Genomic DNA, 13387 nt, shown 5'->3' on the forward strand with positions numbered 1-13387 from the left:
ATCGCATTAGTCGCTACCAAAGACGCTTCGATAGTGGCGTCTGGATCAGCGGCTAAATCTGAACCCGGTACGTTAATGCTGAAGTTGCCATCCACATCCACAGGGCCGGTGAAGGTTTTACCGTTTACCGTCAGCGTCACGATGTCGCCGGTTTGGAAATCGCCACTCGCTTTACCTGTCACTGGAATTGATTGGCTTTGCTCTGCCGCATTAATGATGTCGTCAGCGGTAATTTCGGTATCTAGGTTAATGGCTGCATTAACGCTCAGATTAACCGAGTAGTCTTCTGTGTCCGTCACAGTGGCCGTATTACCAGCTGCATCAGTCGCCGCCAAAGAGGCTTCAATAGTCGTATCTGGATCAGTCGCTAAATCAGCGCCCGGGACATTAATAGTGAAGTTACCTTCCGCATCCACTGGTCCCGTGAAGGTTTTATCATTCACCATGAGCGTCACTGTGTCACCGGTTTGGAAATCACCAGAGGCTTTACCCGTGACTGGAATTTGTTGCCCGGCTTCCACTGCGTTAATAATGTCATCGGCTGTAATGTTTTCATCCAGCGTGATGGCCGAGTTTGTCATGTCAGTGTCGACTGAGTAACCTTCTGTGTCAGTAACAGTCTGTGACCCACCTATCGCATTAGTCGCTACCAAAGACGCCTCGATAGTGGCGTCTGAATCAGCAGCTAAATCAGCCCCCGGGACGTTAATGCTGAAGTTGCCATCCACATCCACTGGCCCCGTGAAGATTTTACCGTTTACTGTTAGCGTAACCATGTCACCAGCTTGGAAATCTCCTGAGGCTTTACCGGTAACAGGAATTTGTTGACCTGCTTCAGAAGCATTAATCACATCATCAGCGGTAATCTCTGAGTCAAGTTGTAAAACCGTATTACTCGTTAAGTCTACCGAGTAACTTTCTGTATCAGTTACCGTAACAGCGTTCCCTAACACATCAACAGTTGTGAGCTTTGCTTCAACAGTTTGATCAACGTCTGCGACTAAATCTGCTCCAGGAACCTCAATACTAAACCTGCCATCGGCGTTTATTGGTCCCGTAAACTCTTTACCATTAACAACGAGAGTAACTAAGTCCCCTTCAGAGAAATTTCCTTCGACTTTACCAGTAATAGGTACGTCTTGATTCGCCTCTATTTGACTAATGACATCATCAGAAGTGATATTTTCATCTATCGATAGAGACGTATTATTGAGCTCAACAGTACTGTATGACTCAGTATCAGTGACAAGTACGCTCTCCCCTGTCTGAGTCGTTGCATTAAGGCTAGCCTTGATTGTGCTATCACTATCCGCGTATAAATCACTGCCAAGAACTGCAACTTGAAAGCGACCCGATTCATCGACCTGACCTATGTAGGTATTGCCATTTATAGCTAAAGTCACTACATCACCAGGTTGAAAATCACCCGAAGCTGTGCCAGAAACCATTATATTCTGAGCAGCTTCTTCAGAATCAACGATGTCATCACTCGTAATATTTTTATCCAGAGTAACTGCTGTATTGAGGCTAAGATCTATTCCGTAACTCTCGGTATCGGTCACTTGAACTCTATTGCCTACACCATCGGTAGCTACCATAGATGCGTATATCGTGCTGTCTTGATCTGCAACTAAATCTTTTCCTGCTACTGCAATACTAAAGTTGCCTTGGAGATCCTGAATAACCCCTTTATATGTATTGTTATTAACAACAAGGCTTACTATGTTGCCAACCTGAAAGTCACCATAGGCTTTCCCTGTCACTTGAATCAAACTACTTGCTTCTGAAGCGCTAATCAGGTCATCACTGGTAATGTTCGAATCTAATTCAATAGCAGCAGAAATATTAACTTTAGTTTTGTAACCTTCAGTGTCTTGTACAGTTAATGTGTTGCCGACTTCATCAGTTGCAATAAAAGTCGCTTCAATCTCATTGTTATTATCATTAACTAAATCGCTACCTGGTACACCGATAGAAAACTTTCCGTCGGAGTCGACACTGCCAGAGAAAGTCTTATTGTTAATCAGAAGAGTTACACTGTCACCCGCAGTAAAGTCACCAGAAACCTTACCAGTAACAGAAATGGTAGAGTTAGCTTCTGTTTTGTTAATAACATCATCAAATGTGATCTGAGAATCCAGTTTAATCTGCGCATTGATTTCAGTATCAACGTTGTAGCTTTCCGAATCATTTATCGTCATTGAGTTACCGTTTTCATCGGTAACCACAACTTCAGCATCAATAACAAAGTCTTCGTCAGCAATAAGATCTGAGCCAGGAATATCAATTACAAAAGAGCCATCTGTTTCTAGCTCCCCAATAAACTCTTTCCCATTAACTGTTATATAAACCTCATCTCCAGCTTGAAAATCACCTACAACTTGCCCTTTAACAGGAATGTCTTGTAAGGCTTCTTGCCCATTAATTACATCATCTTCTGTTATATCTGGAGACAGCGTAACTTCAGCTTCTAAGTCATTATCGATAATATCTGTAATGACTTCATTACTCTCACCGGCTACTTCAATATTCTCAAAAGCATTTTGATTGTCTGTAACACTTGAAATTGAAACTACAAGTGATTCCAATCCTTCTTTTACCGCGTCATCCAATGTGTTAAGCGTAAATTCAGCACTGTCTGCAGGGCCCTCAATAGTCACTTGTAGCTCACCTGTAAAGTCACTGCCAAAAGTAGCCGAGCCGGAATAAGAGAGAGTTACGGTGACAGACTGCCCTTCACTAAGTGGCTCGGAAAGCCGTATTGTATATGGTGAAGTTTGCTCACCTTCTATAACAGTGCTCGGGCCGGATATAGAGACTAAAACGGAGTCTTCCGTTGAGGCATCCGTTCCCGGTTGTAACGCCTGCTCTCCTGTATCATCATGGATCAGAGCATCCACAGTATCTGACACAGTGCCAGCTGGAGTAGTGACAGCTACACTTAACGACAGGTCTTCAGGCACTTCTTGAAAAGCATCATCAAACGTCGGCACGCGGACTAAAATCGTATTTTGCTCTCCAATTTGAATGCCTGAGTCTGGGTAGTTAAGCCAGGTATTACCACCGTCTAAGCTGAATTCTAAATCGGAGGAAAAGTCTTTCCCTGCAATGGCAGAGCCTTCATTTAATTCAAGGGTAAGTGTTCCGCCACTGGCATTCTCAGTTGTAACACTGAAAATAAGATCATTTCCTTCTATGACATTATTAACCTCAGAATCTAGGGCATTGTTGACCGCAGTGATACTCACGCTAGGTAAAATTGGCGCAGTATTAGCTTGTAGTTGGTCGGTATCTTCTGGTTGAGAGATAGGTGAACGCACTAGGCCACTGGTGTCATAGCCCGCGGTAGAAATAGTTGCTTCACCGGTACGACTAATACCTGAGCTACCACCAATACTGCTAGAGGAATTACTTCCGCCAGTGTTATTACTGGCTTCAACACCCGCTGCTGAGGCTTCGAAATCTTCAGAGGTGGTTGGATCCACGCCTGCTAAAAGGGCTTCTTGAAGTGCTGCTATTTCGTCGGCCACCCCATCTGGTAAATCGCTATCAGAAGTACTCGCCACCGTAGGCTCTTGTACTTCATCGACTGGAATGAGCTGCACAGACTCATAACTGTCTGCTTGAATGACTTGACCTGGCGTGACTTTGTCGCCCAGCTGCAGCTGAACTTGTTCACCATTACCATTTATAACAAATACCGGCCCCGTCATCTTGTTGATAACAGAAATTGATTTAACAGTAATTGTGATCATAACAACCTCAGCAGCTTCCATTCAGATCAGAGGTCTCACGATTGAGCCAACATCTGATGTCCATAACAATTTACAGAAGGAATATTTTCTCCCCCATACCTCAGTCTACAGTATGAGAAAAATGGAGAAAACAACTATTCGTCAAATTTTATAACTATGTTACAAGGTATTTAAAATTTAGACTCAAATTCGATATTATCGTTAAGAAACGCATAGAATTGTTCAGCTATCGAACTAGGTAAAGCAGATAATAAAGTGGATGGTGAAACAGCAGTAAAAAAAATGCCAGCTAGAAGCTGGCATTTTTACTAACAAAGAATGTTAGGAAATTATAGTACGTCTACTGCGTTAAGGTCAGCGAATGCTTTCTCAAGGCGAGTAACCATAGAAGTTTGACCAGCACGAAGCCATACACGAGGATCGTAGTACTTCTTGTTAGGCGCATCTTCACCCGTTGGGTTACCGATTTGGCCTTGTAGGTAAGCTTCGTTTGCTTTGTAGTATTCTTTAACGCCGTCCCAAGTTGCCCACTGTGTATCAGTATCGATGTTCATTTTGATAACACCGTAACCGATAGACTCTTGGATTTCAGCTTCAGTAGAACCAGAACCACCGTGGAATACGAAGTTTAGCGCGTTTGGCGCGATACCGAATTTCTCAGCACAGTATGCTTGAGAGTCACGTAGGATAGTAGGAGTTAGCTTAACGTTACCTGGCTTGTATACACCGTGTACGTTACCGAAAGATGCAGCGATAGTGAAACGTGGGCTAACAGCGCTTAGTTTTTCGTATGCGTATGCAACGTCTTCAGGCTTAGTGTAAAGCTCAGACTCGTCCATATCAGAGTTGTCTACGCCATCTTCTTCGCCACCAGTACAACCAAGTTCAATCTCGATTGTCATGTTCATTTTAGCCATGCGCTCTAGGTATTTAGCACATGTTTCGATGTTCTCTTCTAGTGACTCTTCAGAAAGGTCAAGCATGTGAGAAGAGAATAAAGGCTTACCAGTTTGTGCGAAGTACTCTTCACCCGCGTCTAGTAGACCGTCAATCCAAGGAAGAAGTTTCTTCGCAGCGTGGTCAGTGTGAAGAATAACTGGAACACCGTAAGTTTCTGCAACAGCGTGTACGTATTTTGCACCTGCTACAGCACCAAGAATTTGTGCGCCTTGACCTTCTAATTTAACGCCTTTACCAGCGAAGAACGCTGCACCGCCGTTAGAGAACTGTACAACAACAGGTGATTTAACTTTTGCAGCAGCTTCTAATACAGCGTTTACTGAATCAGTACCAACTACGTTTACCGCAGGAAGCGCAAATTTGTTTTCTTTAGCAACTTCAAATACTTTTTGTACGTCGTCGCCAGAGATAACACCTGGTTTTACGAAATCAAAGATCTTAGACATGTTTTAATCCTATTTATCTTAATCTGAATAAAAGATTTTGCGGCGCATATCATACACGAAAATTGCGCCATAAAAAACGAGAGCCGAAGCTCTCGTTCTATTAATTTTTATGCGCGCGACTCAAGCATCGCAACAGCTGGTAACGTTTTACCTTCAACGAACTCAAGGAAAGCACCGCCACCAGTAGAGATGTAAGATACATCTGCTTTAATACCAAACTTATCGATAGCAGCTAATGTATCACCACCGCCAGCTACAGAGAAACCAGCAGACTCTGCGATCGCTTTAGAGATACCAGCAGTACCCGCTTCGAAGTTCTTAAATTCGAATACGCCTACAGGGCCATTCCAAAGGATAGTTTTTGCATTGCCGATGATTTCAGCTAGCGCCGCTGTTGAATCAGGGCCTAAATCGAAGATCATGTCGTCATCTGCAACTTCAGAAACATGCTTGATTTCAGCTTCTGCGTTCTCGTCAAATGCTTTCGCACATGCAACGTCAGTCGCTACTGGGATAGCACACTCTTTCATGAGCTTTTTAGCCGTGTCAACTAGGTCTGCTTCGTACAGCGACTTACCTACGTTGTGACCTTCAGCAGCGATGAAAGTATTAGCGATGCCGCCACCTACAACAAGTTGGTCAGCAACTTTAGATAGAGATTCAAGCACAGTCAGCTTAGTCGAAACTTTAGAACCACCTACAATAGCCACAAGTGGACGCTCAGGGTTGTCCATTGCTTTACCTAGGGCTTCAAGTTCAGCAGCAAGAAGTGGGCCGGCACAAGCTACCTCTGCAAATTTACCGATACCGTGCGTTGATGCTTGAGCACGGTGAGCAGTACCAAATGCGTCCATTACATATACATCACAAAGTGCAGCAAGCTTTTTGCTTAGCGCTTCGTCATCTTTTTTCTCGCCTTTGTTAAAGCGAACGTTTTCAAGAACAACAACTTCACCTTCGTTTACCTCTAAACCGTCTAGGTAATCAGTAGCAAGGCGAACAGGCACATCAAGTGCTTCGTTTAAGTAGTCAACAACAGGCTGTAGAGTAAATGCCGCATTTTCTTCAGCTGTGCCACCTTCAACAGGGCGACCAAGGTGAGAAGTGATCATCAGTTTAGCGCCTTTTTCTAGGGCTAGCTTGATAGTTGGGATAGACGCTAAAATACGTGCATCAGAAGTAACTTTGCCATCTTTCACTGGCACGTTTAAATCTTGACGAATAAATACGCGTTTACCAGCTAAGTCCTGATCTACCATTTTTTTTACTGACATCTTCTGTCCTCTAACTTAAGTTCAAATATATACGTCAAATCGGGCAAGCAACTGCTTTTCCATAATTCAATAACTGACCACTTTGACAGTCAGCGGCTTAATGGTGTGACATTAAGCCTGAAATCTCACTCTTTGAGCTTGATTTACATCATTTACTGTAACTTTTTTTCTAAATTTGTTTCCCCAGCTCACAAACTGCCCTCGAGCGTTCAGTTTGGATCATAGGATTAAAACCCCACACCAGACAAAATAAACCACCAGCAAAAACAAAAAAAGCCAAGTAACACACCAAATTCATGGTCGATACCACTTAACCTATCAGTTAAAGCAAAATTTATTAGAGAATTTGAGTTGGGAACACATTTAGAAAAAGCCATGAAATATGTAGTAATACTACCACAATATAAAAAAATGGCATCTTTTGCGCCATTTTGAATAAAAAAAACGCCGCACCTAAGTGCAGCGTTTTTTCATCGTTAGAAAAGAGATTGAGGTTATAAGCTTAGTGCTTTCTCAACCACGTTTTCTACCGTGAAGCCAAACATCTTGAACAGTTCGCCAGCAGGTGCCGACTCACCAAACGTTGTCATACCCACAACTTTACCGTTTAGACCCACGTACTTGTACCAGTAATCCGCAATACCCGCTTCAACAGCCAGACGTTTAGTCACAGCGCTCGGTAATACAGACTCTTTATATTCTGGGCTTTGCGCATCAAATACATCAGTACAAGGCAGAGAAACTACACGTACTTTCTTGCCTTGCTCAGCTAATTTAGCTGCAGCATCTACCGACAGTGCAACTTCAGAACCCGTTGCAATGATAATAAGATCAGGCTGGCCATCGCAATCAATCAGCACGTAACCACCTTTAGCCACATCAGTTAGCTGCTGCTCAGTACGCGCTTGTGGCGCTAAGCCTTGACGACTAAAGATCAAAGATGTTGGGCCGTCAACACGTTCAACTGCAGATTTCCAAGCTACCGCAGACTCTACCGAGTCACACGGGCGCCAAGTGCTCATGTTCGGCGTTAGGCGTAAGCTGGCAATTTGCTCAACCGGTTGGTGTGTAGGACCATCTTCACCTAGACCAATTGAATCATGGGTGTAAACGTGGATTGCACGCTGCTTCATTAGTGCAGCCATGCGTAATGCATTACGCGCGTATTCCATAAACATTAGGAAGGTAGCGCCGTAAGTAACAAAGCCGCCGTGAAGCGCGATACCGTTCATGATGGCAGACATACCAAATTCACGCACACCATAGTGAATGTAGTTACCACTTGCATCTGTTGCTTCAAGCGCTTTAGAGCCAGACCACATGGTCAAGTTAGAAGGCGCTAAGTCAGCAGAGCCGCCTAGAATTTCTGGTAATAATGGGCCGTACGCTTCCAAACAGTTTTGCGACGCTTTACGCGTAGCAACATTGGTTTGGTCTTGTTGTAATTGTTTAATGTAAGCATCTGACTTCTCAGCCCAATCAGCTGGAAGCTCGTTATTAACACGACGTTTGTACTCAGCTGCTAGCTCTGGGTAAGCTTTTTCGTAAGCGGCAAACTTGTCGTTCCACGCGCTTTCAGCAGTGGCACCTTTATCTTTGTTATCCCACTCAGCGTAAACGTCCGCAGGGATGTCAAATGCGCCATGCTTCCAACCAAGGTTTTCACGCGTTGCTTGAATTTCTTCTGCACCTAGTGGGGCGCCGTGACAATCATGGCTGCCTTGCTTATTTGGTGAACCAAAACCTATGATGGTTTTACAACAAATCAAAGAAGGACGAGGGTCAGCCTTCGCGGCTTCAATCGCGGCTTTAATTGCATCGCTGTCATGACCATCTACGCCCGCAACAACATGCCAGCCATATGATTCAAAACGCTTAGGCGTATCATCAGTAAACCAACCTTCAACGTCACCGTCAATTGAGATACCGTTGTCATCCCAAAAGCCAATTAGCTTACCAAGACCTAAAGTACCCGCTAGTGAACACGCTTCGTGAGAGATACCTTCCATCAAACAGCCGTCACCCATGAATGCATAAGTGAAGTGGTCTACGATATCGTGGCCGTCTTTGTTAAATTGAGCGGCCAATGTTTTTTCAGCCAACGCCATGCCCACAGCGTTAGTGATACCTTGACCTAGAGGGCCAGTGGTGGTTTCTACGCCAGGCGCATAACCGTATTCCGGGTGGCCCGGTGTTTTAGAATGCAATTGACGGAAGTTCTTTAAGTCGTCGATGCTTAGCTCATAACCAGAAAGGTGTAATAGAGAATAAAGCAGAGTAGAACCATGGCCATTGGATAAAACAAAGCGGTCGCGATCAGCCCAATCTGGGTTAGTTGGGTTGTGCTGCAAATAATCACGCCACAACACTTCGGCAATGTCTGCCATGCCCATAGGGGCACCAGGGTGACCTGAATTGGCTTGTTGAACAGCGTCCATGCTTAAAGCACGGATGGCATTTGCTAACTCTTGGCGAGAGGGCATGATAACTCCTGCGGTAATCTAATAATGTACATGCATGTAAATGAAGCTAAAATGCTTCAGCTTCCAAATTAAGGCGCTATTCTCCCAAGATGCACCTAGCAGTGCAATCGTCTTTGTAAAAAAAATGAGCGTTTTTTATTAAAAATGCTAATCCGTGATAAAAATGCGCCTATCTGTTAAAAAACCAAGGCGCCATATGACTTTTCTGGGGCCATAATCGCTACTCAAATTAACGGTTCTCAATTACACTGGTGTTCTAGATAAAATATTCAGGTAAATCATTCACCTCTCATGAGTCATCACGAAATAGGCTTCAAACGTACCCTCTTTGTTTCCTTGCTGGGTTGCCTTGCCACTGCGGTGTTAGTGATGGTTTTTCGTTACCTGATTGAGATTGAATTTTTCGTCAATAATTCCAGCAATCTTTGGCTGTATTTCAGCTCTCCCTTTATCGGCGCCTTATTACTGATAGTTCTATTTAAATTTTTCAACAAATACAGCAAGTCAGGTCTTCCCATGGTGGTGATGGGGTTTCATTTTGGCGACGGCAAAATGGGCTTGGGTAATTTAATATTTCAGTTTGTGGGCGCTACTATCTCGCTGATGTTTGGCTTTGCTGTCGGCGCGGTAGGGCCCGCGCTACACATAGGCGCAGCCTGCAGCAATGTGATTGGTCAGCATTTTTTGTTGGACGCATCTCGCTTACGGCAACTGACAGCCTGCGGGGCGGCTGCGGCCATGGCAGCGTTATTTCACACCCCAATCACCGCCATCTTTTTTGCTCAAGAAACCATAGTGCGCCGCTTTCAATTACAAACCTTTATTCTTATGAGTTTGTCTGCGGTAGTTGCAGCCTGGATTGCAAGACAAATGGGGGTTTACGAATTCCACATTGAAAGCCACAGCTTTAGCTACCAGCTTACTTTAGTGCCTGAGCTTATCTTATTGGGCATTATCTGTGGTGTGTTAGCCAGTTTCTTGCTTAAGATGGTGCGCTTAACAGCAGACCGTTTACCTTTTCCTTATTGGGGTAAGTTTATTCTCGCAGCGAGCGCCACTGCACTAGCAGCAGTGGCTGGCGATGAAGTTATTGGCATTGGTAATCACCTGCTAGAAAAAATGCTTTACGGTGAATTTACCTCTACCTTAATTTTACTTTGGCTTGTGGCTCGTTTTTTCATTAGCGCCATTGCCATTGGCTCTGCTATTCCAGGAGGCGCACTCGGTCCCAGTTTGTTACTGGGGGCTCTTACAGGGCATTTAGTTTCGCTTTGGCTACCCAATGAAGCGCCACAAGTGTTTGTTTTAGTCGGTATGTCTGCCTTTTTTGGCGCAGTTTTAAAAAGCCCCATCGCCGCCACATTGATGGTAGTAGAAACCACCGCAGATCTAAACCTTGCGTTTCCGTGCTTGATTGGCGCAGGTGTGGCCAGTTATGTGCAGCATAAGCTGATGTCTGAGCGTAACTTGATTGAGCTATTGTTAGCCCGCCAAAATATCTTGATTAAAAACAGCCCAACCCTTGCTAATATCAAGCAAAAGAAGATGCTAGATTAACGCGCGAGCTCTAAATCAACTTGCTCAGTGTATACGGCGGCGAGTTGCATGATGAGGGCCTCTACTATTTGCTGCTGGGATAGCATCAGCTCGCCTACGGTATCAATACTGGACCAAATCACTTGCTGCTGCCTTGCCCAGCTATACCTTGGCTGACTTTTCATGTGCTTACTGCGATTTACTCGAAACATCATCAGTTGTAAGTTGTCTGGGTGGATCGCCAGTTCACCAAACTCGCTAATACTGTTTGCATGGTCAACGGCAAATAGGTTATGAAACCTTACAGCGTCTGATAAAGCCTTAGCAATACGCCAAAACTCGTCATAACGAAACTTATTAAAAGGCGACAACTTAGCCATACCCGTTTGCTCTATCTTGCCTCGCTGGCGCTGCTCTTCATCAAAATCAGGTTGCTGTATTGCGATATCAGAAAAATGCTTACCCAACCAACGACTCATAATATTCACTTCGCGAGCATTGCCCACCAGCTCAATGCCAGAGATTTCAGCATAATCCTGCTTTGTGCTCTGCTGATAAGTTTCATAATCCAGGATCAACTGGTCAGTACCTAAAAGCTTACGGTTGCCGTGCAAGCAAAACTCTGTCTTAGAATCAGCTTGCCCAATGTCAACCAATTCAATTTCAGGGAAGTGCCGAGATAACCACTTTTTCATAATACTCACTTCTCGCACACTGCCCACTAGGTCAATCTGCTTTATTGCTGGATAATCTAACCAGCGGCTTTGCTGATACCTAACATAATCCAATGTCATAGCGCTAGCATGGGCATGGGAATGCGATTGCAGTGGCGTAAACATATCGGCCTCCTATTTATGTGTGCAAACAAGAGACTAACAAGCAAACCATGAACCTTAGCTGAATCAATCGTATATCCACTATATTTCCTCTTTTTAAAACAGTTGTCTGGCAAGAGGCGGGGGCAATTGAGTACTGCAAATCCTAGGTTTGATTGTCACTGCGCCATAACACGCCTAGAGCAGCTGATTACCATGAGGGAAAACTGAAAAGTTTTTAACCAAGGAACCGAACATTTACCACAGAGAACAGTATTCCTTAGCAAAAATATGGTTTTTAATTTTTATAAGTTATAAGCAAAAAAATCTGGCATTCTGACTTTTCATGAATACAATAGACGTCTAGATGGAAATCCATCCAAAAATTAAGACAGCTAACAGGAGCCGCATTAACATGGCAAAGCACTTATTTACTTCAGAATCTGTATCAGAAGGCCATCCGGATAAAATTGCCGATCAAATCTCTGACGCAGTCCTTGACGCCATTTTAGAACAAGACCCTAAAGCTCGTGTTGCTTGTGAAACTTACGTTAAAACAGGCATGGTAATGGTAGGTGGCGAAGTCACTACCTCTGCTTGGGTTGATATCGAAGAATTAACACGTAAAACAGTACGTGACATTGGTTACGTTCACTCAGACATGGGTTTTGACGCAGATTCTTGTGCCGTATTAAACACCATAGGTAAACAATCTCCTGACATTAATCAAGGTGTAGACCGCAGCCGCCCAGAAGATCAAGGTGCCGGTGACCAAGGCCTCATGTTTGGTTATGCCTCTAATGAAACTGACGTGCTTATGCCTGCTCCGGTGACATACGCTCACCGCCTGGTTAAGCGTCAAGCTGAGGTACGTAAAAACGGTACCCTTGATTGGCTACGCCCTGATGCTAAATCTCAAGTTACCTTTCAATACGAAAACGGCATTATCACAGGTATCGATGCAGTAGTACTGTCTACTCAACACTGTGACAGCATTTCTACTCCCGATTTGCGTGAAGCTGTAATGGAAGAAATCATCAAGCCTGTACTACCGGCTGAATGGCTAAACAAAGAGACTCAGTTCCACATTAACCCTACTGGCCGATTTGTTATCGGTGGCCCAGTAGGCGACTGTGGTTTAACCGGTCGTAAAATCATTGTTGATACCTACGGCGGCATGGCTCGTCACGGTGGCGGTGCATTCTCTGGTAAAGATCCTTCGAAAGTTGATCGCAGTGCCGCATACGCAGGTCGTTACGTAGCGAAAAACATTGTTGCAGCAGGCCTTGCAGATCGCTGTGAAATTCAAGTGTCTTATGCCATCGGTGTAGCAGAGCCAACGTCTATCAGCGTTGAAACGTTTGGCACGGCTAAAATTGACGAAGATCGCCTAACTCAACTTGTGCGCGACACCTTTGATCTTCGCCCATACGGCATCTTAACTATGCTTGATCTTGAGCGCCCAATATACCAAGCGACCGCTGCTTATGGTCACTTTGGACGCGAAGAGTTCCCTTGGGAACAGACTGATAAAGCTGAGCAACTTCGCGAAGCAGCTGGACTATAAACACCACTGTAAGCATGTTGTTATACCAGCAAAAACAAGCACTCGTGCAGCAGGTTAAGACCTGTTATGAAAAAGCCGAGTGCTTTTTTGATCGCCCTTTTCCATTTCCAACTGTGTTGTTCAATCAACGCGGTAAGGCTGCAGGCACTGCCCACCTGCATAAAAACTTATTAAAGTTTAACGGCGTGTTGTACCAAGAAAACCAAACCGCCTTTTTGACTGATGTCGTGCCTCATGAAGTCTGCCATTTGTTGGCTTATCACCTTTACGGCCAAGTACCACCTCACGGGCCACAATGGCAGCACTTAATGCGCAGCGTGATGGAGGTGAACCCGAGCCGAACCCACGACTTTGACACTCGCTCTGTTCAGGGGCAACTTTTTACATATCAGTGCCAATGCCAGCAACACCAACTCACTATTCGACGTCACAACAAAGCCAAGCGTGGTCAACGATATATATGCAGGCGTTGCCGCAGCGCGCTGACCTTTATCCCCTCCCATTAACTAACCACAGCCACCTTGCCATTATTGTCTGAAATATTATTAAGG

Annotated in this window: 8 protein-coding genes; 3 read left to right on the plus strand and 5 right to left on the minus strand. The window is 44.5% G+C overall.

What is annotated here, in order from left to right; genetic code table 11:
• The 4 genes from D1Z90_RS17565 to tkt form a co-directional block, all read right to left on the minus strand.
• A partial coding sequence (locus D1Z90_RS17565) for a retention module-containing protein (RefSeq protein WP_158587180.1) occupies positions 1–3755 on the minus strand: 3755 nt, incomplete at its 3' end.
• Between the two features lie 329 nt (positions 3756–4084).
• Entirely contained in the window at positions 4085–5161 is a 1077-nt protein-coding gene (fbaA, locus tag D1Z90_RS17570; RefSeq protein WP_119912104.1) for a class II fructose-bisphosphate aldolase, read from the minus strand.
• Positions 5162–5268: 107 nt separating this feature from the next.
• Entirely contained in the window at positions 5269–6435 is a 1167-nt protein-coding gene (locus tag D1Z90_RS17575; RefSeq protein ID WP_119912105.1) for a phosphoglycerate kinase, read from the minus strand.
• Positions 6436–6929: 494 nt separating this feature from the next.
• Positions 6930–8918, minus strand: coding sequence for a transketolase (gene tkt / locus D1Z90_RS17580; RefSeq protein ID WP_119912106.1), 1989 nt, complete (start codon positions 8916–8918; stop codon positions 6930–6932).
• Between the two features lie 291 nt (positions 8919–9209).
• On the opposite strand from tkt, the gene D1Z90_RS17585 reads away from it, so the two are divergent.
• Positions 9210–10475, plus strand: coding sequence for a chloride channel protein (locus tag D1Z90_RS17585; protein WP_119912107.1), 1266 nt, complete (start codon positions 9210–9212; stop codon positions 10473–10475).
• Here D1Z90_RS17585 and D1Z90_RS17590 read toward each other — a convergent pair.
• The gene (locus D1Z90_RS17590) at positions 10472–11293 is read right to left on the minus strand and encodes a hypothetical protein (protein ID WP_119912108.1); all 822 of its coding nucleotides are present in this window, start codon (positions 11291–11293) and stop codon (positions 10472–10474) included. The genes D1Z90_RS17585 and D1Z90_RS17590 overlap by 4 nt on opposite strands.
• A gap of 391 nt (positions 11294–11684) precedes the next feature.
• Between D1Z90_RS17590 and metK the strand changes: the two genes are divergently transcribed.
• Both metK and D1Z90_RS17600 read left to right on the plus strand, forming a co-directional pair.
• The gene (gene metK / locus D1Z90_RS17595) at positions 11685–12836 is read left to right on the plus strand and encodes a methionine adenosyltransferase (RefSeq protein ID WP_119912109.1); all 1152 of its coding nucleotides are present in this window, start codon (positions 11685–11687) and stop codon (positions 12834–12836) included.
• 14 nt (positions 12837–12850) lie between these two features.
• Complete coding sequence (locus D1Z90_RS17600) at positions 12851–13342, plus strand: SprT family zinc-dependent metalloprotease (protein ID WP_119912110.1); 492 nt, start codon at positions 12851–12853, stop codon at positions 13340–13342.
• Positions 13343–13387: the final 45 nt, after the last annotated feature.

The organism is Motilimonas pumila (genome assembly GCF_003596335.1).
Lineage (GTDB): Bacteria > Pseudomonadota > Gammaproteobacteria > Enterobacterales > CBDFNC01 > Motilimonas > Motilimonas pumila.

Excerpts from the sequence above, each read along its gene's own strand:
- fbaA (WP_119912104.1), bottom strand. The coding sequence starts at position 5,161 with ATGTCTAAGATCTTTGATTTCGTAAAACCAGGTGTTATCTCTGGCGAC.
- D1Z90_RS17575 (WP_119912105.1), bottom strand. The coding sequence starts at position 6,435 with ATGTCAGTAAAAAAAATGGTAGATCAGGACTTAGCTGGTAAACGCGTA.
- tkt (WP_119912106.1), bottom strand. The coding sequence starts at position 8,918 with ATGCCCTCTCGCCAAGAGTTAGCAAATGCCATCCGTGCTTTAAGCATG.
- D1Z90_RS17585 (WP_119912107.1), top strand. The coding sequence starts at position 9,210 with ATGAGTCATCACGAAATAGGCTTCAAACGTACCCTCTTTGTTTCCTTG.
- D1Z90_RS17590 (WP_119912108.1), bottom strand. The coding sequence starts at position 11,293 with ATGTTTACGCCACTGCAATCGCATTCCCATGCCCATGCTAGCGCTATG.
- metK (WP_119912109.1), top strand. The coding sequence starts at position 11,685 with ATGGCAAAGCACTTATTTACTTCAGAATCTGTATCAGAAGGCCATCCG.
- D1Z90_RS17600 (WP_119912110.1), top strand. The coding sequence starts at position 12,851 with ATGTTGTTATACCAGCAAAAACAAGCACTCGTGCAGCAGGTTAAGACC.